At 65.5% G+C, this 18,818-nt stretch carries 17 protein-coding genes and 2 pseudogenes; 10 read left to right on the plus strand and 9 right to left on the minus strand.

Annotated elements, in window-relative coordinates; all coding sequences use genetic code 11:
* From AC27KI_RS02925 to motA, 7 genes and pseudogenes are all read right to left on the minus strand, one after another.
* Positions 1-241: pseudogene (locus tag AC27KI_RS02925) on the minus strand (flagellar biosynthesis protein FlhF); the annotation flags it as partial.
* Positions 238-2,318, minus strand: a pseudogene (gene flhA / locus AC27KI_RS02930) (flagellar biosynthesis protein FlhA). The pseudogenes flhA and AC27KI_RS02925, both read right to left, overlap by 4 nt.
* A complete protein-coding gene (locus AC27KI_RS02935) occupies positions 2,315-3,469 on the minus strand; it encodes an EscU/YscU/HrcU family type III secretion system export apparatus switch protein (RefSeq protein WP_272569821.1) in 1,155 nt (384 codons plus the stop codon). Before AC27KI_RS02935 ends, flhA begins: the two are co-directional and overlap by 4 nt.
* A gap of 263 nt (positions 3,470-3,732) precedes the next feature.
* The gene (locus AC27KI_RS02940) at positions 3,733-4,362 is read right to left on the minus strand and encodes a protein phosphatase CheZ (protein WP_487089060.1); all 630 of its coding nucleotides are present in this window, start codon (positions 4,360-4,362) and stop codon (positions 3,733-3,735) included.
* Positions 4,363-4,364: 2 nt separating this feature from the next.
* Positions 4,365-4,751, minus strand: a complete 387-nt coding sequence (cheY, locus tag AC27KI_RS02945) for a chemotaxis response regulator CheY (protein ID WP_092745669.1) — start codon at positions 4,749-4,751, stop codon at positions 4,365-4,367.
* Positions 4,752-4,817: 66 nt separating this feature from the next.
* On the minus strand, positions 4,818-5,756 hold the full coding sequence (gene motB, locus AC27KI_RS02950; protein ID WP_272565427.1) for a flagellar motor protein MotB: 939 nt from the start codon (positions 5,754-5,756) through the stop codon (positions 4,818-4,820).
* A 15-nt stretch (positions 5,757-5,771) separates the two neighbouring features.
* A complete protein-coding gene (gene motA / locus AC27KI_RS02955) occupies positions 5,772-6,632 on the minus strand; it encodes a flagellar motor stator protein MotA (RefSeq protein WP_284431688.1) in 861 nt (286 codons plus the stop codon).
* A gap of 249 nt (positions 6,633-6,881) precedes the next feature.
* Here motA and AC27KI_RS02960 point away from each other — a divergent pair, with 249 nt between their 5' ends.
* The 10 genes from AC27KI_RS02960 (at position 6,882) to AC27KI_RS03005 (ending at position 17,554) form a co-directional block, all read left to right on the plus strand.
* Complete coding sequence (locus AC27KI_RS02960) at positions 6,882-8,558, plus strand: O-linked N-acetylglucosamine transferase, SPINDLY family protein (protein ID WP_487112537.1); 1,677 nt, start codon at positions 6,882-6,884, stop codon at positions 8,556-8,558.
* Positions 8,555-9,706, plus strand: coding sequence for a DegT/DnrJ/EryC1/StrS family aminotransferase (locus tag AC27KI_RS02965; protein ID WP_487112539.1), 1,152 nt, complete (start codon positions 8,555-8,557; stop codon positions 9,704-9,706). The genes AC27KI_RS02960 and AC27KI_RS02965 overlap by 4 nt, the downstream gene beginning before the upstream one ends.
* Before the next feature lie 128 nt (positions 9,707-9,834).
* Positions 9,835-10,965, plus strand: coding sequence for an aromatic ring-hydroxylating oxygenase subunit alpha (locus tag AC27KI_RS02970; RefSeq protein WP_487112541.1), 1,131 nt, complete (start codon positions 9,835-9,837; stop codon positions 10,963-10,965).
* Complete coding sequence (rfbF, locus tag AC27KI_RS02975) at positions 10,962-11,732, plus strand: glucose-1-phosphate cytidylyltransferase (RefSeq protein ID WP_487112543.1); 771 nt, start codon at positions 10,962-10,964, stop codon at positions 11,730-11,732. The genes AC27KI_RS02970 and rfbF overlap by 4 nt, the downstream gene beginning before the upstream one ends.
* A complete protein-coding gene (gene rfbG / locus AC27KI_RS02980; protein ID WP_487112545.1) occupies positions 11,726-12,814 on the plus strand; it encodes a CDP-glucose 4,6-dehydratase in 1,089 nt (362 codons plus the stop codon). The genes rfbF and rfbG overlap by 7 nt, the downstream gene beginning before the upstream one ends.
* Before the next feature lie 6 nt (positions 12,815-12,820).
* On the plus strand, positions 12,821-14,137 hold the full coding sequence (rfbH, locus tag AC27KI_RS02985) for a lipopolysaccharide biosynthesis protein RfbH (RefSeq protein ID WP_487112547.1): 1,317 nt from the start codon (positions 12,821-12,823) through the stop codon (positions 14,135-14,137).
* An 8-nt stretch (positions 14,138-14,145) separates the two neighbouring features.
* Complete coding sequence (rfbC, locus tag AC27KI_RS02990) at positions 14,146-14,712, plus strand: dTDP-4-dehydrorhamnose 3,5-epimerase (RefSeq protein ID WP_487089053.1); 567 nt, start codon at positions 14,146-14,148, stop codon at positions 14,710-14,712.
* Positions 14,702-15,592, plus strand: a complete 891-nt coding sequence (locus AC27KI_RS02995; RefSeq protein ID WP_487089052.1) for an NAD-dependent epimerase/dehydratase family protein — start codon at positions 14,702-14,704, stop codon at positions 15,590-15,592. The genes rfbC and AC27KI_RS02995 overlap by 11 nt, the downstream gene beginning before the upstream one ends.
* Complete coding sequence (locus AC27KI_RS03000; RefSeq protein ID WP_487089051.1) at positions 15,570-16,511, plus strand: SDR family oxidoreductase; 942 nt, start codon at positions 15,570-15,572, stop codon at positions 16,509-16,511. The genes AC27KI_RS02995 and AC27KI_RS03000 overlap by 23 nt, the downstream gene beginning before the upstream one ends.
* Positions 16,508-17,554, plus strand: a complete 1,047-nt coding sequence (locus AC27KI_RS03005) for an oxidoreductase (protein ID WP_487112549.1) — start codon at positions 16,508-16,510, stop codon at positions 17,552-17,554. Before AC27KI_RS03000 ends, AC27KI_RS03005 begins: the two co-directional genes overlap by 4 nt.
* Positions 17,555-17,570: 16 nt before the next feature.
* Here AC27KI_RS03005 and AC27KI_RS03010 read toward each other — a convergent pair whose 3' ends face one another.
* Together AC27KI_RS03010 and AC27KI_RS03015 are read right to left on the minus strand one after the other, a co-directional pair.
* Positions 17,571-17,978, minus strand: a complete 408-nt coding sequence (locus AC27KI_RS03010) for a hypothetical protein (protein WP_487089050.1) — start codon at positions 17,976-17,978, stop codon at positions 17,571-17,573.
* Complete coding sequence (locus AC27KI_RS03015; protein ID WP_487112551.1) at positions 17,975-18,817, minus strand: hypothetical protein; 843 nt, start codon at positions 18,815-18,817, stop codon at positions 17,975-17,977. The genes AC27KI_RS03010 and AC27KI_RS03015 overlap by 4 nt, the downstream gene beginning before the upstream one ends.
* Position 18,818 lies beyond the last annotated feature (1 nt).

The raw sequence follows: 18,818 nt of genomic DNA on the forward strand, positions 1-18,818 counted from the left end.
GGCGGGCCAGGGTGCGCGCGGGGCTGGCGGCCATGTCGGAGGCGCGCTCCTGCAGGCGGCTCGGCGCGGCCTGCTCGGGCGCGTTTTCCAGGCTGGACAGCGTGTCTTCCGCCGTGGCCATGACTTCCACGCCATTGGCGGTGGGGCGGTTGGACAGGATGAGGGTGCCGTCCCCGAAGGCCATGCGCGCCTTGGCCAGGGCCTCACGCGAGGTGGGGGCGGTGAAGCGTTTGATGTTCATGCGGATGCACCTTTGAGGATCGGGCCAATGCGGATGGTGTGGGTTTCAGGGATCTCGCTGTGGGCGAGCACCTGCAGCCGGGGCGCGACGCGGCGCACCAGGCGGGAAATGGCGTTGCGGATGGCGTCGGGCACCAGCAAGCAGGCGGGCATGCCCAGTTCTTCCTGCTTCATAGCGACTTCGGCGGCCTTCTGCGTGAGGATGTCGGCCACGCCCGGGTCCAGCGAAGGGCCGGCGTTGTTGCTCAGGGCCTGCACCAGCAGGCGCTCCAGGCCAGGTTCGATGGCGATCACGTTCAGCTCGCGCGTCGGGCCGTAGATCTGCTGCACGATGGCGGGCGACAGCGCGATGCGCACGCGGCGGGCCAGTTCCACCGGGTCGGTGGTGGCGCCGGCATGTTCGGCCAGCGTCTCGATGATGGTGCGGATGTCGCGGATGTGCACAGACTCTTCCAGCAGCAGCTGGAGGACTTTCTGGAACGTTGCGATCGACACCATTTTGGGAACCACTTCCTCGATGAGCTTGGGGGCCAGTTTTGCCACGTGTTCCACGAGTTGCTGGGTTTCGGTGCGACTCAGGAGCTTGGCGGCTTGAACTTGCATCAAGTGTGACAAATGCGTCGCCATCACGGTTTCTGAATCAACGACCGTAAAACCCGCCATTTGTGCCGCTTCCTTCTGGTGTTCGTCGATCCAGTGGGCGGGCAGGCCGAATGCGGGGTCGGTCGTGGGCGTGCCGATCAGGGGGGTGGTGATGCCGCCGGGGTTGATCGCCAGGTGCATGCCGGGGAAGGCCTCGCCTTCGCCCACCACCACGCCGCGCAGGGTGATGCGGTAGGCGCTGGGCTTGAGTTCCAGGTTGTCGCGCACGTGCACGGCCGGCGGCAGGAAGCCCACTTCCTGCGCGAACTTGCGGCGCACGCCCTTGATGCGGGTGAGCAGGTCGCCCTGGCGGTTCTTGTCCACCAGGGTGATGAGCCGGTAGCCCAGCTCCAGGCCCAGCAGGTCCACGGGCTGCAGGTCGTCCCAGCTGGCTTCGCCGTCGTGCGCGGGCGGGGGCGCTTCCACCACCGGCTGCGGGGCGTTGGCGCGCTTCATCAGCGTCCAGGCGGCGTAGCCCAAGCCTGAGCCCATGATGAGGAACACGGCGTGCGGCATGCCCGGGATCAGGCCCAGCAGGATCAGGATGCCGGCCGTCACGCCCAGCACGCGGGGCGACATGAAGAGCTGTTGCACGATCTGGTGCCCCATGTCCTCTTCCTTGCCCACGCGCGAGATCACCATGCCGCGGCCACCGAGATCAGCAGGCCCGGGATCTGCGCCACCAGCGCGTCGCCGACGGCCAGCAGGATGTAGCTGTTGGCCGCCTGGCCGGCCGACAGGTCGTGCTGCAGCATGCCGATGGCGAAGCCGCCGACGATGTTGATCAGCAGGATCAGGATGCCGGCGACCGCATCGCCGCGCACGAACTTCGAGGCGCCGTCCATCGAGCCGAAGAAGTTGGCTTCTTCCGCCACTTCCAGGCGCCGGCGCTTGGCTTCCTTCTCGTCGATGAGGCCGGCGTTCAGGTCGGCGTCCACCGCCATCTGCTTGCCGGGCATGGCGTCCAGGGTGAAGCGGGCCGACACTTCGGCGATCCGCTCGGCGCCCTTGGTCACCACCACGAAGTTGATCACCACCAGGATGGCGAACACGATCAGGCCGACGGCGAAGTTGCCGCCGATCAGGAAGTGGCCGAAGGCCTCGATCACCGCACCCGCCGCGCCCGGGCCGGTGTGGCCTTCCAGCAGCACCACGCGGGTGGAGGCCACGTTGAGCGACAGCCGCATCAGCGTGGTCAGCAGCAGCACCGAGGGAAACGCCGCGAAGTCCAGCGGCCGCAGCATGTAGGCCGCCACCATCATCACCATCAGCGCGACGGCGATGTTCAGCGTGAAGAAGGTGTCCAGCAGCCAGGCGGGGATGGGCAGCACCATCAGCGCCAGGATGGCAACCACCAGCAGCGGGGCGGACATGCCCTGCACGGCCGAGGCGTTGGTGCCGGCCCACTGCCGGACGGATTTCATGGAGGGCGTCATGGGGCGGTCCCTGCGTCGGTGGTGCGGTTCAGCGGATCAAGTTCGGGCGGCACGAACGGGTCGGGCTGGGCCTCGGGCATGCGGCCTTCGCCGCGCATCGCGGCCTTGAGGCGGTAAACGTAGGCCAGCACCTGCGCCACGGCGGCGTACAGCGTGGCGGGGATGGCCTGGTCCAGCTCGGCATGCGCGTAGAGCGCGCGGGCCAGCATGGGCGACTGCAGCACCGGTACCGAATGCTGCGTGGCCATTTCGCGGATCTTGAAGGCGAGCAGGTCGGTGCCCTTGGAGATCACCTGCGGGGCGCTCATCGTGCCTTCTTCGTACTTGAGGGCCACGGCATAGTGGGTCGGGTTCATCACCACGAAGTCGGCCTTGGGCACGGCGGCGATGCTGGCGCGGTCGGCGATCTCGCGGGCGCGCTGGCGCTGGCGGCTCTTGGTCTCGGGGCTGCCCTCGGATTCCTTGTGCTCCTGCTTGATTTCCTCGTGCGACATCTTCTGGCGCGACTTGAAGAAGAACGCCTGCAGCGGCACGTCGACGACCGCCGCGAGAAACACCACCAGCAGCATGAGGCTCACGCCCGAGGTCATCCATTCGCCCACCCAGCGCAGAGCCACCGGCGAGGGCTGCAGCACCAGCATGGACAGCTTCTGGATGCTGTTGCCCAGGAAGTTCCAGGCCACGGCGGTGATCACGCCGGTCATGAGCACCATCTTGCCCACGTTGACCAGCTGCTGTTTGGACACGAGGTTGGTGAACCCCGAGATCGGGTTCAGCCGGCTGAACTGGGGCGTGATGGGCTGGAAGCTGAACACCCAGCCGCCGGCGCCGATGGCGCTGACCACGGCGGCGGCGCTGGTGAGAACGGCGAAGACGAGGCTGGCGACCACGCCGATCAGCGCCATCTGGTGCAACCGGGTGACCATGCTGCCCGTGGCCTGCACCGTGGCGGCGTTGAACACCAGTTGCTCGCGCACGGCCAGCTGCAGGTGTTCGGTCAGCATGGGCGCCAGCACGAGGACGCTGCAGGCGCCCATGCCGAGGACGGCGATGTGGGACAGGTCCCGCGAGCGCGCAGCCTGGCCGTCCTTGCGCGCTTTCTGGAGCTTGTGCTCTGTCGCGGGGAGGTCTTTGTCTTGGCTGGAGTCCATGGTGGCATGACGGCTGGTGGTCATGCCATTGTCGTGAGCGCCCCGGAAACCTAAAGCGCGAATAGACGGCTTGTCGGGCGGCTATTCAGGGTGGCGGCCGGTGGGGTGGGCCGGCAGGGGCGGGGCGTCATGCACGCCGTTGCATCAAAAATGATAGCAATATGCCCTAGTACTTACTGCCGTTGCATGCCAAAAGGCCATGAAATCCCATGTGGATATGCGGTGGACGCTCCTTTTTCAGGAGCGCCAGCGCCCGCCCGGCATCAGAAGCCCAGGCTGGCCAGCAGATCGTCCACTTGCGACTGGTCGGTGACCACATCGGGCGTGCCTTCGGGATCGACCACCGGGCCGGCCAGGTGTTCGTGGCGCGCTTCCACCACCGGGGCGACCTGCGCCTGCGCGGCCGGTGGGGCGGTCTGGATGAGCAACTGCACCAGCTGCTCTTCGATCGTGGCCGCCAGGTTGACCACACGGGCGATCACCTGGCCGGTGAGGTCGTGGAAGTCCTGCGCCATCATGATTTCGGTCAGGTGGCCGTCGGCTTCCTTGGTGACGCGCTCCACGTCGTGCAGGAAGTTCATGATCTCGCCCTTGGCGACGGCCGCCACGGGGTCCTTGACCAGCGAGGAGACGACGCGGCGGGTTTCCTCGGCGATGAAGTCGTGCTGGGCCTTGGCCTGCTCCACCCGGCTCAATACCTTCTCTGCCGCTTCTCCCGTGAGGCGCGCGATGTAGGAAAGTCGGCTTTGCGCATCGGGCAACTCGCCCATCGTGCCGCGCAGCTTGTCGGCGTAGCCGAGTTCGTTCAGCGAGTCGTGCAGCTGGCGGGTCAGCTGGCCGATCTTGTTGTGAACGGCGCCGGCTTCCGGAAGGTTGTTGTCCGAGGTATCCATGATCACAGGCCCATTTTCTTGAGGATCAGGGTGACTTTCTCTTCCAGCGTGGCCTTGGTGAACGGCTTGACGATGTAGCCGGCTGCCCCGTTCTGGGCGGCTGCCACGATGTCTTCCTTGCGGGCTTCTGCCGTCACCATCAGCACGGGCAGGTGCTTGAGCTTGTCGTCCTTCTTGATTTCAGCCAGCAGCTGGAATCCGTTCATGTTGGGCATGTTGATATCGGTGACGACGAAATCGAACTTGCTGTTGCGCAGTTTGTTCAGCGCCACCACGCCGTCTTCCGCCTCGTCGGCATCGGCAAAGCCGCTTTCCTTGAGCAGGTTGCGCACGATGCGTCGCATGGTGGAGAAGTCGTCAACGATCAAAAAGCGGAGTGCAGTGGTCACGTGGGACCCTTTCGGTCGGAAATTGCAGTGTGTATTGTCATGGGCCGCAGGTTTGGTGACAAGACGTTACGGCCGAGGGGCGGATGCCGGATTCTCGCGCTTTTCGGCGGTGAACTCCGTGGAAGTGATGGTGGCAGATTTCTTTCCGAGCAGCCGTTCCTCGGCTTCCTGGGTCAAAACCGTGATCGTGATGCGCCGGTTGGCGGGCGCGCGCGGCTCCTTGGGTTCCAGCAAATCGCTGGCCGCCAGCCCGACAACGCGGCCCAGCTTGGCATCCGGCATGCCGGCGGCCACGAGTTCGCGGCGCGAGGCGTTGGCCCGGTCGGCCGACAGTTCCCAATTGCTGTAGCCGCGGTCGCCGTTGCCGTAGGGCGTCGCGTCGGTGTGGCCTGCCAGGCTGATGCGGTTTTGCACGCCGCCGAGCGCGGTTCCGATTTCTCGAAGAATGTCGCGCATGTAGGGTTTTACCAACGCACTGCCGCTGTCGAACATGGGCCGGTTCTGGTCGTCCACGATCTGGATCTGCAGGCCATCGGGCGTCACATCCATGCGGATCTGCGAGCGATATTCATTCAGCTTGGGCGTTTCGGTGATCAGCGCATCGATTTTGGCCTGCAGCGCCTTGATGCGCATCTCGTCCTGGCGGGCGCGCTCGGCGCGTGCGGCTTCGAGGTTGGCGCGGCGGTTCGTCGACGTCTCCGAGTCGGAGCGCCGCACCTGTCCGTGCACCTTGGACAGGTCGTTGCCGCCGCCGGGAATCACGCTCGAGCTGTTGCCCGCACCGTCTCCCCCCTGCATGGACACCTTCAGCGGCGAATTGAAGTAGGCGGCGATGCCCTGCAGTTCGCCCTTGGCGGTGGAGCCCAGCAGCCACATCAGCAGGAAGAACGCCATCATGGCCGTCACGAAGTCGGCATAGGCGATCTTCCAGGCGCCGCCATGCACGGCATGGCCGCCCTTCTTGACGCGCTTGATGATGATCGGCTGGAGTTTCTTGTCGGCCATGGGGGCGTCTTCAGCCTACTTCTTGCCCTTCACGTGGCTTTCCAGTTCGGAAAAGCTCGGACGGTCGGTGGAGAACAGGACCTTGCGGCCGAATTCGATCGCGGTGGCGGGGTTGTAGCCCTGCATGCTGGCCAGCAGCGTGGTCTTGATGCATTGCAGTTCCTTGGCGGCATCTTCCAGCTTCTGCTCGACCAGGCCACCGAGGGGTTCCACCACGCCATAGGCCAGCAAGATCCCGAGGAAGGTGCCGACCAGCGCCGAGCCGATCATGCCGCCCAGCACGGAGGGAGGCTGGCCCACCGAGCCCATGGTGTTCACCACGCCCAGCACGGCGGCGATGATGCCGAAGGCCGGCAGCGCGCCAGCCAGGCGGGCCAGTGCCGCCACGGGGGCGTGTGCTTCCTGGTGGTGGGTTTCGATCTCGCTGTCCATCAGCGCCTCGATCTCGTGCGCGTTCAGGTTGCCCGAGACCATCATGCGCAGGTAATCGGTCATGAACTCGATCACATGGTGGTCGCTGCCGACCGTGGGGTATTTCTTGAAGATTTCGGATTCGTGGGGCGTCTCGACATCCTTTTCGATGGCCATCAGCCCTTCCTTGCGGGCTTTCTGCAGGATGTCGTAGAGCATCGCCATCAGTTCCATGTACCGTGCCTTGGTGTACTTGGACCCCTTGAGCGCCATGGGCAGCGCCTTCAGCGTGGACTTGAGCACCTTCGGCTGGTTGTTCACCACGAACGCGCCCAGCGCGCCGCCGAAGATCGTGATCATCTCGAAAGGGAGCGCTTTGATGATCACGCTCACATTCCCGCCGTGTACCACGTACACGCCGAAAATGCACCCGAGGCAGACCAGGTAACCGATGATTACAAACATGGGGCCATTCTGGCAGAGTCTTTTTGAAGCGCAAAAACGGAAATGCAGGCGGGATACACCCCAATTCGTTCCCCTTGACAAGTCCCGTTGCCCTGTTGGTGAAACCGGCCGCCCACCGCCAAAACAGGCGGGCAAACCATGGTTTATTGGGGCCACCGCAGGGGCCGGGAGCCCCTAAGATGGACCCCGGCCGTTTCGATCCACTGCCCCGATCCCACCCTTTTCCATTGCCTGCCGCCGATGTGCTCCATGCCCACTTCCACCGACGATGCTGATGTGCAAGAGCATGCCGACCTGCTGATCGCGCTCTTTCAGGCCGAGCAGTGCCTGGCGCAGCAGGATCTGGTGGGTGCCCTGACGAAATTCGCCACCGCCCTGGCTTTCGATCCACAGCGTGCGGACGTCTGGATGCATGTCGGGCGCACCTACCTCAAGATGGAAAACTGGGCGCAGGCCATTCCGGCGCTGGAGACCGCCCTGAACCTGCAGCCCGGCATGCCGGATGCGCAGCATGGCCTGTCGTTCGCATTGTTCAACCTGGGCCGGCACGCCGAAGCGTTGCAAATGATCGACGATGTGTGTCGCCGCGGCAACAACCCGGCCATGTGGGTCATGCGCGCCTTCCTGCATGACCAGATCGAGGGCAGTCCCGTCAAGACGCTGGAGGTCTACAGGGACTGGGGCCGGCGCTACGCCGATCCGCTGACGCGCAAGGCCGCTCCCCTCGTCGTGACCGATCGCCGCCCGAAGAAACGCCTCAAGGTGGGCTATGTCACGGCCGATTTCCGGGAGCACTCCATCGCGTTCTTCATGCTGCCCGTGCTGCGCCACCATGACCCGCAGGAGGTCGAGGTGCATGTGTACTCGGGCGGGCGGCGCGACGGCATCACCGATGCCCTGCAGCAGTGCGTGCCCCATTGGCACGAGATGATCCACCTGTCCGACGATGACCTTTACACGCTCATCCGCTCGCACGGCATCGACGTGCTGGTGGACCTGTCGGGCCACACCGCCGGCAACCGCCTGTTGGTCTTCGCGCGCCGCGCGGCGCCCGTGCAGGTGACGTGGCTCGGATTCATGAGCCCGCTGGGCATGAAAGCCATGGATTACCGCCTGACCGATGCGGCCATCACCCCGCCGGGCCATGAAGTCTTCTACAGCGAGCGGCTCTTTCGCCTGGCCTGCATGGCGAGCTACGCACCGCCCACCTATGCGCCGCTGTGCGAAGAGCCGCCAATGCTGCACAACGGCTACCCCACGCTCATCTCGCTGAACAATTCCGCCAAGGTCACGGACCGCATGCTGGGTGTCTGGGGGCGCATCCTGAAGGCGCGCACCGATGCGCGCCTCGTCATCATGGTGAAGGAGCGGTCTGCCGAGGCCGCCCAGGCCAACATGCAGATGCGGGTCGAGGCTCAGGGCCTGCCGCTGGACCGCGTGTTCGTGATGCACCAGCAACCGCTCAACCAGTTCATGGAACTGGGACATATTGCCGACGTGGCACTCGACACGGCTCCGATCTCCGGTGGCACCACGACGCTGCATGCCCTCTGGATGGGACTGCCGATCGTGTCGCTGGACGCCGAGCGCGGTGTGGACGCGAGCACCGCGCGCACGCTGCAGGGCGTGGGCTATCCCGATTGGGTGGCGCGCAGCGACGACCAATACGTCGAGCGGGCTCTGGCGTTCATGGCCGATCCGGAAACCCTGGCCCGCCTGCGCCACGAAACACGGCAACGCTTGTCCGCCTGCGCACTCATGGACTATGCCGCCCGCACGGCCGAGCTGGAAAAGGCGTTCCGGCTCATGTGGCTCAATTACCTGGAAGGCCGCGACCGTTTCCTGGATGTGTTCGCCGATCCGGAGCCGGTCCTGGCACGCCTGGGCGGCGGCGAGAAGCGTGCGCACGGCACGCCCTCCGTATGACCGCCGGCGCTCCCACCGATCCCATTCCTCTGCTGGTGCCGGATGTGCCGGACCCGGTGTCCCTCCTGCCCTATCTGCAGCGCATGCATGCCGCGCGCTACTACTCCAACGGCGGCCCACTGGTGCGCGAACTGGAGGACCGCTTTGCCGAGCGCTTCGGCCTGGGCGCAGAGCAGGTCACGACCGTGGCAAGTGCGACGCTGGGCCTGGAACTGGTGCTGCAATCGCTGGGGCTGCGCGCCGGCTCCCGGGTGCTCATGCCCACCTTCACGTTCGCTGCCACGGCGACGGCCGTGCTGCGTGCCGGCCACGTGCCGGTACTTTGCGATGTGGATGCCGACAGCTGGCTGCTGACGCCCGACATCGCGCGCGCGGCCCGTGCCACCGGTGCCGTGGATGCCGTACTGCCCGTGGCGGCCCTCGGCATGCCGCACGACATGGCGGCATGGCAGCGCTTCGAGGACGAAACGGGCCTCCCGGTGGTGATCGACGCCGCCGCCGGCTTTGGCAGCCAGTGGCTGGCAGGCGCTTCGGGCACGCTCGTGTTCAGTCTCCATGCCACCAAGTCGCTGCCGGCGGGAGAGGGCGGTTTCGTGGTCTCGTCCCGTCCCGGGTTGGCGGCGCGAGTGCGTCAGCTGGCCAATTTCGGCATCAACCTCGACCCGGCCAGCCACCTGCCGGTCGGTGCCCTGGCGGCAGTGGGCACCAACGCCAAAATGAGCGAGTTGCACGCTGCCGTGGCGCTGGCATCGCTCGCTTGCTGGGAGCAGGGCGCGCAGGCCCGGCGCGCGTTGCAGCGGGAAATGCAGGATGCCCTTGCACGCGCGGCGGACGGTCGGATCGCATGGCAGATGGCGGGCCCGGCCGGTGCCATTGCAGCACCGACGCTGTTGTGTGCACGGATGCCCGACGCTGCCTGCCGGGGACGGCTCGAGGCACTGTGTGCCGCGCAGGGCATCGCGACGCGTCGCTGGTACCAGCCTCTCATGCACCGCATGGAAGCCCTGTTGCCCTTCTGTACGCTATTGCCCACGCCCCAAGCGGATGCGCTCGCCGAGACCCTGATAGGCCTGCCGTTCTTTCCGAAGATGGATCCTGCGCAGATGCAGCGGCTCACCCGTGTGATGGAGCAGGCAATGCGCAGCTAGGAAGGGGCCCATTTCAGATCACTGTAGAGACAATGGGCTGTACGAGCCGCCGCTGGCTCGGCAGGCCCCAGACCGGTACCGAACTCGGGGCCGCGGTCCTTGCAACATCCATCCAGAAGAGTCGATCCATGCCGACCAGTGTCGTTTCCCCCCACTTCTATCGAGATCCCGATCACCACGCCCGCGAACTGGAGGGGCTGTTCCGCGAAAGCTGGGTTTTCGTCTGCATGCGCTTCGAACTCGACGGTCTCGTGCACCGCGGTGTGCAGGTGGGCGGGGTGTCGTTGTTGCTCCAGTGTGACAGCCAGGGGCGGCCGCGTGCCTTTCTTAATGTCTGCTCCCACCGACATGCCCAGTTATGCGAATCGGGCACGCACCGCGGGCCTGCGCGCTGCCCCTACCATGGCTGGGTGTACGACCGGGAGGGCGTTCCGGTCGGCATTCCGGCGAAACACTGCTTTCCCGAGGTGGTGGCCGAACCTGCGCGCTTTCGCCTGCAGGAATTCAACTGCGAGGCGGTAGGGCAGTTCGTGTTTGTCCGTATTTCCGAAAGCGGCCCGGCACTGCGCGAGTATCTGGGCGAGCAATACGCCTTTCTCGAGCGTGCCAGCGAGGGAATGCAAGGCTTGCTGGACGAGTTCCGAGAGCCGGTGGACGCCAACTGGAAAATCGTGATCGAGAATGCCCTCGAGGGGTATCACGTCCCTGCCGTGCATTCGCGAACCTTCATGCAGGTCGACGGCATGGACCGGGCCGAAACGGCACCCCGCTTCTTCCTCGAGGATCGCCGGCACAGCCACCTGGAGCATGCCGCCGATGCGCAGTGGGTAGCGCGGTTCGCCCGCATGGAGAGCAAGATCGGGCAGTGGCCCTGGCGCTTCGCGCATTACACCCACCACCATATTTTTCCGAACCTGACTGTTACGTCGTTCATGGGTTACAGCTTCCATGTCCAGTCGTTCGAGCCGACCGCGCCCCGCCAGACCACGGTTCACTCGAGGACTGTGGGCGTGGAGTTCACCGGGACCACGCCTGCCGGCGCCAAGATGATGGAACACATCCATGCCGACGGCCACGCCTTCACGCGCAAGGTGTTCGCGGAAGACGGTGGTATTTGCATTAAGGTGCAGGCGGGCGTCGATCAGGCGCAGCGCCCGGCCCTCGTGGGCGCCGGGATCGAGGACCGTGTGGCGCATTTCCAGGCGGCCTATGCCCGGGCGCTTCAGGGCTCCGAAACACCGATGGGCGGAAAAGCATGAAGGCCATCATCCTGGCGGGGGGGCTGGGTTCCCGCCTGAGCGAGGAGACGCAGCAAAAGCCCAAACCCATGGTGGAGATCGGCGGCCGCCCGATTCTCTGGCACATCATGAAGATGTATTCGCACCATGGCATCCATGACTTCGTGGTGTGCTGCGGCTACAAGGGCTACGTGATCAAGGAGTACTTCGCGAACTATTTCCTGCACATGTCCGATGTGACGTTCGATCTGGTGAACAACCGCATGGACGTTCACGAGCGGTATGCCGAACCCTGGCGGGTGACCCTGGTGGACACCGGCGATGCCACCCAGACGGGTGGCCGCCTGCGCCGTGTGCGGCGCTACGTGAGCGAGGAAGAGGCCTTCTGCTTTACCTATGGCGATGGGGTGGGCGATATCGACATCACGGCGCTCATCCGGTTCCACCGGGCGCATGGACGGCAGGCCACGCTCACCTCCACCCGGCAACCCGGCCGCTTCGGCGCGCTGGACATGGAGGGCGACCGCGTGCTGTCGTTCCGCGAAAAGCCCGATGGCGGCGGCGGCATGGTCAACGGCGGGTTCTTCGTGCTGTCTCCTGCCGTCTTCGATCTGATCGATTCCGACGAGACGGTTTGGGAAGGCCCTCCGCTCGAGGCGTTGGCGCGGTCTGGGCAGTTGCAGGCCTATCGGCACGAAGGCTTCTGGCAACCCATGGATACGCTGCGCGACAAGAACTATCTCGAACAGCTTTGGCAGGGGGGCTATGCGCCCTGGAAGTCATGGTGAGCGGTCCCGACAGCGGTTTTTGGTCCGGACGCAAGGTGTTCGTCACGGGCCACACAGGCTTCAAAGGCACCTGGCTGTCGCTTTGGCTGCAGCGTTTGGGCGCGCAGGTGACGGGGTATGCGCTGGACGCGGATTCCATGCCCGCGATGTTCGCGCTGACCCGGGCCGCGCAGGGCATGCATTCGGTCATCGGCGATGTGCGGGATGCGGCGTTGCTTGCGGGCGCGCTGGAGGCGGCGGCGCCGGAGATCGTGATCCACATGGCTGCACAGCCCCTGGTGCGCAAGTCCTACGCCGATCCGGTCGGCACCTATTCGACCAACGTCATGGGTACCGTGCACCTTCTGGACGCCGTCCGTCGCGTGCCGTCGGTGCGCGCCGTGGTGGTGGTGACGAGCGACAAATGCTATGAGAACCGCGAGTGGCTCTGGGGCTATCGCGAGGACGACGCATTGGGCGGGTTCGACCCTTACAGCAACAGCAAGGCATGCACCGAGCTGGTGGCCGCCTGTTACCGCGACTCGTTTTTCGCCCCGGCAAGGCATGCGGATCACGGTGTGGCGCTGGCCACGGCGCGGGCGGGCAATGTGATCGGCGGCGGTGACTGGTCCCGCGACCGGCTGATTCCGGACTTCCTGAGAGCCTCCTGCGGCGGCGGTCCGCTGGACGTGCGCAATCCCGCTGCCGTACGGCCATGGCAACATGTGCTGGAGCCCCTGGCCGGGTACCTCCAATTGGCGCAGAGACTCGTCGAGAAGGGTCCGGTGGCATCGGGCGCCTGGAATTTCGGGCCCGCCGAGCAGGACGTGCGAAGTGTCGGCGACGTCATTCGGCAATTGGCTGCCGCGTGGCCTGGCCCTGTCGAATGCCGTTTCGCGGCCGTGCCCGAGGGCGTGCACGAGGCGCAGATGCTCCGGCTCGACAGCAGCAAGGCCTGCTCTCTGCTGGGCTGGGGATCTCGGTGGTCGCTGGCGCAGGCCGTGGAGAGCATTGCCCAATGGCATTCCGCACACGCTCGCGGCGAAGACATGCGCCAGGTGACCGAGCGTCAGATCGAATCGTATTGCGCCGCTGAGCGCTGAAATTCTATGGACAAGTTGCACCACATCCGCGAGCAGATCGCCGCGCTCGTTGGCGAATACGCGGCCCACGCGTATCGCGCCCAGCCATTCCTGCCGGGCGCCACGGCCATTCCGCCCTCCGGCAAGGTCATCGGGGAGGCCGAACTGCAGAACATGGTGGCCGCGTCGCTCGACGGATGGCTGACCACAGGGCGTTTCAACGATGCGTTCGAAAAGCGCCTGCGCGAGTACCTCGGGGTGCGCCATGCGCTCACGACGAACAGCGGCTCGTCCGCGAATCTGCTCGCCTTCTCGGCGCTCACGTCTCCTGCATTGGGCCAGAGGGCCATCCGCCCGGGCGACGAGGTGATCGGTGTGGCGGCGGGGTTCCCCACCACCGTCAATCCCATCCTGCAAAATGGCGCGGTGCCGGTTTTCGTAGATGTGGAGCTCGGCACGTACAACATCGATGTCGCGCTGATCGAAGCTGCGATCTCGCCGCGCACCAAGGCCATCATGCTGGCCCATACCCTCGGCAATCCCTACAACCTGGAGGCGGTGCAAGCGCTGTGCCGCAAGCATGGACTGTGGCTCGTCGAGGATTGCTGCGACGCCCTGGGGTCCACCTACGGCGGACGGCTGGTAGGCACCTTCGGAGACATCGGGACCCTGAGCTTCTATCCGGCCCACCACATCACCATGGGCGAAGGCGGCGCGGTCTTCACCAACGACGATGAGTTGGCACGCATCGTCACGTCATTCCGCGACTGGGGACGGGACTGCTATTGCGGGCCCGGCAAGGACAACACCTGCGGAAAGCGGTATGGCTGGCAACTGGGCGATCTGCCGCCAGGCTATGACCACAAGTACACGTATTCGCACGTCGGCTACAACCTCAAGATCACCGACATGCAGGCGGCCTGTGCCCTGGCGCAGATGGACCGTTTGCCCGGCTTCATCGCGGCGCGGCAGCGAAATTTCGAGCACCTCTCCGGCCGGCTGAAAAGCTGCGAGGAGTTCCTCGTGCTTCCCCGGGCCACGGAAAATTCGCAGCCTTCGTGGTTCGGGTTCCCGCTCACGCTGCGCGAAGCGGCCGGTACCCGCCGCGTCGATCTGCTGGAGTACCTGGAGCAGAGCCGCATCGGCACGCGGCTGCTGTTCGCCGGCAACCTGACCCGGCAGCCTTCGATGCAGGGACAGACGTACCGTGTGGCCAGCAGCCTGGCGAATACGGACACGGTCATGGAGCACACGTTCTGGCTGGGCATCTATCCCGGATTGAGCGAGGCCATGATCGACTTTGTGGCCGATCGCATCGAAACCTATTTCGGCGTCAACTTCTAGCACCCACCATGCGCTTCGAAGAAAGCCCTTTGCCGGGCTGCTACCTGATCCAGCCCGAAGTGCGGCCCGATGAGCGCGGGCGATTCGTGAAGACCTTCAGCCGCGAGGCGTTCCTTGTCCGGGGGCTCGACTGCGACTGGGTAGAAGGCTTTTACAGCGTATCGCGGCGTGGCGTGCTGCGCGGGCTGCACTTCCAGTTGCCGCCGCACCACCATGCCAAGCTGGTGCATTGCAGCCACGGCCGCCTCTTCGATGTGGTGGTCGATCTGCGCCGCGGCTCGCCGACACAGGGCCGCTTTGCCACCTTCGAGCTGGACGCCGAGCTTGGCAACCAGGTCTACATTCCGGCGGGGTGTGCCCACGGCTGCTATGCACTGACCGAAGGCGCGACCATCGTCTATCACGTCACCTCGGCCCACGCACCTCGGCATGATGCCGGCATCCGCTGGGACTCTGCCGGCATTCCCTGGCCCGATGAGCATCCTGTGCTGTCGGTGCGCGACCGCGAGCACCCGCGGATGGAGGATTTCGCCAGCCCCTTCGAGATGCCGGAAGGACCGCCGAATGACCACTGAACGGCATGTGTTCCTGACGGGAGGGACGGGGTTCATCGGCCGGCACGTGCTGGCGTCTCTGCTGGAGGCGGGCCATCGCGTCACCGTCCTGAGGCATCCGGCCGACGCGCCTGCGTCGGTGCACCCTCGCCTTGTGTGGCTCAGCCGCGCCATGGACCAGTTGGCACCCGCCGATCTGGCCGGGGCGGACGTGCTGATGCACCTGGCGTCGCCCGGCGTCCCGCCGCAGCAGGCCGACTGGCAGACCCTATTCTACTGGAACGTCACCGTTTTGCTGCAACTGCTCGATACGGCGCGTGCCGCTGGCGTGAAGCGGTCGGTCCTCGCGGGTACTTTCGCGGAATACGGTCGCAGCGCGGATGCCTTCGACTTCATTCCGGCCAGCGCACCGCTGGCACCCGCGTATGGCTACGCGGCATCCAAGGCCGCAGGTTTCCAGGCTGCGCATGCGCACGCGATCGAACACGCCATGGAACTGTGCTACCTGCGGATCTTCTCGGTCTTCGGCGAAGGCCAGTACGCCGGGAACTTCTGGCCCGCGTTGCGTCTGGCCGCGTCGCAGGGACTTGATTTTTCGATGACCCCGGGTGCGCAGGTGCGCGACTACGTCCCCGTGGAAACGGTCGCCCGGGCATTCCGGCATGCGGCTGAGCGCCGCGATGTCGAGACGGGCAGGCCCTGGGTGCGCAATGTGGGATCGGGCAGGCCGGTATCGATGCAGGATTTCGCGCAGCACTGGTGGTCTGTCTGGAAGGCGTCGGGCCGGCTGCTCGTCGGCGCCCTGCCGTACCGGCCCAACGAGGTGATGCGCTGCGTCCCCGAGATGGAGGCCGATCTGTTCCTGTCTGGATCTGAGCATGAGGGGCAACGATTTGCTTGAATTGAACGAACTGGCCGCCCTGGAGGGCTCGCGCATCCTGATCACGGGTGCGGGCGGAATGCTCGGGCAGGCTTTCGCTCGCCGCTTGGCTGAGCAGGTACCCACTGCCCTGGTCGCGGCCCTCGACCGCCACGCGCTCGATGTGCGCCAGCGCGAGCAGGCCCAGGACTTGCGCGCCTGGCGGCCCGATATCGTGATCCATTGCGCCGTGTGTTCCGACGTCAACTGGTGCGAGGATCATGCGGACGCGGCGGCGCAGGTGCAGATCGAAGGAACCCGCCACGTGGTCGAGCTGGCCCGCGAATGCGGAGCCCGGTTTTTTTACCCGCAGACTTTCCTGATCTACGACGGAAGCCAGCCGGTGGACGAGGCCACGCCCCCCCGTCCTTTGAGCGTGTACGGACGCCTCAAGCTGGAGGCGGAGCACATCGTGCTGGAGGCGTCGCCGCAGGCGCTCACTGTGCGCATGGGCGGGTTTTTCGGAGAGCATGCGCGCGACAAGAATTTCGTCGGCAAGCTGATTCCGCACCTCGCGGGACTGCTGCGCTCCGGCGTGGACCGCATGGAGATCGGTGACCGCATCTGGCAGCCCACGCTCACGGACGATCTGGCCTACAACAGCCTGCTGCTGCTGGCGCGCGGCGAGACGGGCCGTTTCTGCATGGCTTCCCATGGGCAAGCCTCTTTCTTCGAACTGGCGCGGGAGATCGTGCTCCGATTGGGTCTGGACCGCCGCATCGAGATCGCGCGTGTTCCTGCGGAAACCATGGCCCACAAGGAAAAAGCCGTGCGCCCCGATGCGGTGGTGATGCGCAACGCCGCGCTGCAGGCCCGCGGGCTGGATCGTCAGCGCACATGGCAGGACAGCCTGGCCGCCTATCTCGACCACCCTTATTTCACTGGAATGTTCGCCCCATGAGCCTGCACCTGCTGAGCCCCTTCGTTCACCACGACATGTTCGGTCCGATGCGCAACCGCGTCGCCATGGCGGCCATGACGCGTGGTTTTGCCGATGCGCAGCACCGCTGCACGGCCGAAATCGCTGCCTACTACGCGCGGCGTGCCGCTGCCGGCGTATCGCTCATCCTGACGGAAGGCATCGTGGTCCATCCTTCGGCGGATGGTTACCGGAACGTGCCCCACCTGCAGAACGACGAGCAGGCCGACAGCTGGATCCCGGCCGTCCGGCAGGTGCAGGAGGCCGGCGGGCGCATCGTGGCGCAACTGTGGCATTGCGGGCGGATCTCGCACCCGGACTTCACTGGCGGGTTGGCGCCGGTCAGTTCCACGGACCGGCCAGCGGCGGGCATCAACCGCCAGAACGGCCAGCCCTACGGGCAGCCCCGTGCACTGCATGCGTCGGAGATGCCGGGCATCTACCGTCTTTTCGAGGAGGCCGCGCAGCGGGCCCTGAATGCGGGCTTCGACGGCGTGCAGGTCCATATGGGACATGGATACCTGATTGACCAGTTCCTGGATGCACGCATCAATGACCGGACCGATGCCTATGGCGGATCGGTCGGAAACCGCTGCCGCATCGTGCTGGAACTGGTGGAGCGCCTGTTGCCCATTTGCGGCCCCCAGCGCCTGATGATCCGCCTCTCGCCCGCACGGATGATGGGCGGACTGTACGAGTGGCCGGACCTCGACGACATGCTGCACCATCTCATCCCCCGGCTGGATCGCCTGGGGCTGAGGCAGCTGGACATTAGCTGCGCGGATGCGCCCTATGCCGAAACTTCCGGCAGGATCGTGCGCCGCGTGCGTCCCCTCTGGCCCCACTTCCTGATGGGTGGCGCGTCGCTATCCGCTGCGGAGGCCGAGCGCGAAATCCAGGAGGGGCATCTGGACATGGTCACCTGGGGCCGCGCACTCCTTGCGAACCCGGACTTCGTGCGAAGGCTGGAGCGTGGAGAAGCCCTCGAGCCCATGACGCCCGAGCGGCGCGCCGTGCTCTATTGATCAGATGGAGGTGCGGTCAGCCGACCCGGCCACTGAAGAATTCGGCGATCGTGAAGTCCTGAGCGCTTTCCTCGTGCGCCTGCCGCATGGCCGAGGGCAGATCGGCATAGACCTCCCGCCACCAGGCGGGCGTGCCGACGAAGCCCTTGTTGAGGGTCAGATTGAAGAGCGGGACGCTCTTGATCGACAGGACATCGGCGTACTCGTCCATCGGCAGAAGATGGTTCGCGGCGAACCGGTAGCCATCGGCGAGGTCCCGGGCCGGCTCACCCCACTTGCGTGCCAGGCTCTGCCACAGCAGGCATTCGACGGCCGCCTTCTGGATCTGCTGGTAGGGCTCGTCGGTCCGGTGCTGGATCTCGGACGCACCGCGCAGGTCTTCCGGCAGCGCCCACAGCTCGCACATGTCCTGGGTGCGGCTCACGAGAAAACGCTCGGAGAAATGGAAGGGAATCTGCTTCCAGGACGAATGCGCCAGGAAGCCGAATTTCCCCTCGTTCCTGCTGCCATCGTCGAACAGTTCTTCCACCGCCCGGTAGAGCGATCCGGTGACGACCGTATCGCTTCGCATGCGCACCGAGTACGGCACGCCCACTTCGGCCAGATGCCGGGCGCCGCCTTGGCCGAGCGAATGATGGCATTGCGGCTGTCCACCATGTTCTGGGGCTGGGGAAGCGTGATCACGGCGTCCACCCATGGCCGGCAGGCATCGAGGCTGGCGGCGGACTGGTGATCCCAGGTGACGAAGCACAGATGCGCCTCGGGACACGCCATTCGCTGCCAGGCCAGTGCCATGGGGGTATAGGGAAACACCGGGCCCTGCACGAAGATGCCAAGTGAAGGCGTTCGCACGGGCGGTTTGCGCTGCAGGGACAGGCCTTCGAACACCCTGGAGAACGCCTGGAGCTGGTCGATGTCTCCATGCCGGCCGCTGTGGGTGAGCGCCGGCACGCAGCGGTAGTCGCCCCACAGGTTGCGGATCTGGTTCATGATTTCCGCCGAATGCGCTGCGAAGATCACCAGAAGCACATCCTCGTGCGGTTCTTTCATGAGCGCTTCGGGGCTGCGGACGGGAACACCATGGATCTGCCTGTCCTGGTGAGCGGTGAACGGGCACACGGTGTATTCCACCGGCAGGCCCAGCAGCGGATAGTAGTCCGTGAACGCCTGTCCAGCGCCCCAGCCGATCAGCCGGACCTTGGCCGGGTCGATTTCCGGATATTTCAGTAGAACGCGGTCGAGGCCGCCCCGAATCTTGGCCATC

The organism is Acidovorax sp. KPB24-03, from assembly GCF_057546605.1.

Excerpts from the sequence above, each read along its gene's own strand:
- motB (WP_272565427.1), bottom strand. The coding sequence starts at position 5,756 with ATGGCCGACAAGAAACTCCAGCCGATCATCATCAAGCGCGTCAAGAAG.
- AC27KI_RS03015 (WP_487112551.1), bottom strand. The coding sequence starts at position 18,817 with ATGGCCAAGATTCGGGGCGGCCTCGACCGCGTTCTACTGAAATATCCG.
- AC27KI_RS02935 (WP_272569821.1), bottom strand. The coding sequence starts at position 3,469 with ATGGACTCCAGCCAAGACAAAGACCTCCCCGCGACAGAGCACAAGCTC.
- AC27KI_RS02960 (WP_487112537.1), top strand. The coding sequence starts at position 6,882 with ATGCCCACTTCCACCGACGATGCTGATGTGCAAGAGCATGCCGACCTG.
- motA (WP_284431688.1), bottom strand. The coding sequence starts at position 6,632 with ATGTTTGTAATCATCGGTTACCTGGTCTGCCTCGGGTGCATTTTCGGC.
- AC27KI_RS02970 (WP_487112541.1), top strand. The coding sequence starts at position 9,835 with ATGCCGACCAGTGTCGTTTCCCCCCACTTCTATCGAGATCCCGATCAC.
- rfbG (WP_487112545.1), top strand. The coding sequence starts at position 11,726 with ATGGTGAGCGGTCCCGACAGCGGTTTTTGGTCCGGACGCAAGGTGTTC.
- AC27KI_RS02965 (WP_487112539.1), top strand. The coding sequence starts at position 8,555 with ATGACCGCCGGCGCTCCCACCGATCCCATTCCTCTGCTGGTGCCGGAT.
- rfbH (WP_487112547.1), top strand. The coding sequence starts at position 12,821 with ATGGACAAGTTGCACCACATCCGCGAGCAGATCGCCGCGCTCGTTGGC.
- AC27KI_RS02995 (WP_487089052.1), top strand. The coding sequence starts at position 14,702 with ATGACCACTGAACGGCATGTGTTCCTGACGGGAGGGACGGGGTTCATC.
- rfbC (WP_487089053.1), top strand. The coding sequence starts at position 14,146 with ATGCGCTTCGAAGAAAGCCCTTTGCCGGGCTGCTACCTGATCCAGCCC.
- rfbF (WP_487112543.1), top strand. The coding sequence starts at position 10,962 with ATGAAGGCCATCATCCTGGCGGGGGGGCTGGGTTCCCGCCTGAGCGAG.
- AC27KI_RS03000 (WP_487089051.1), top strand. The coding sequence starts at position 15,570 with ATGAGGGGCAACGATTTGCTTGAATTGAACGAACTGGCCGCCCTGGAG.
- AC27KI_RS03005 (WP_487112549.1), top strand. The coding sequence starts at position 16,508 with ATGAGCCTGCACCTGCTGAGCCCCTTCGTTCACCACGACATGTTCGGT.
- AC27KI_RS02940 (WP_487089060.1), bottom strand. The coding sequence starts at position 4,362 with ATGGATACCTCGGACAACAACCTTCCGGAAGCCGGCGCCGTTCACAAC.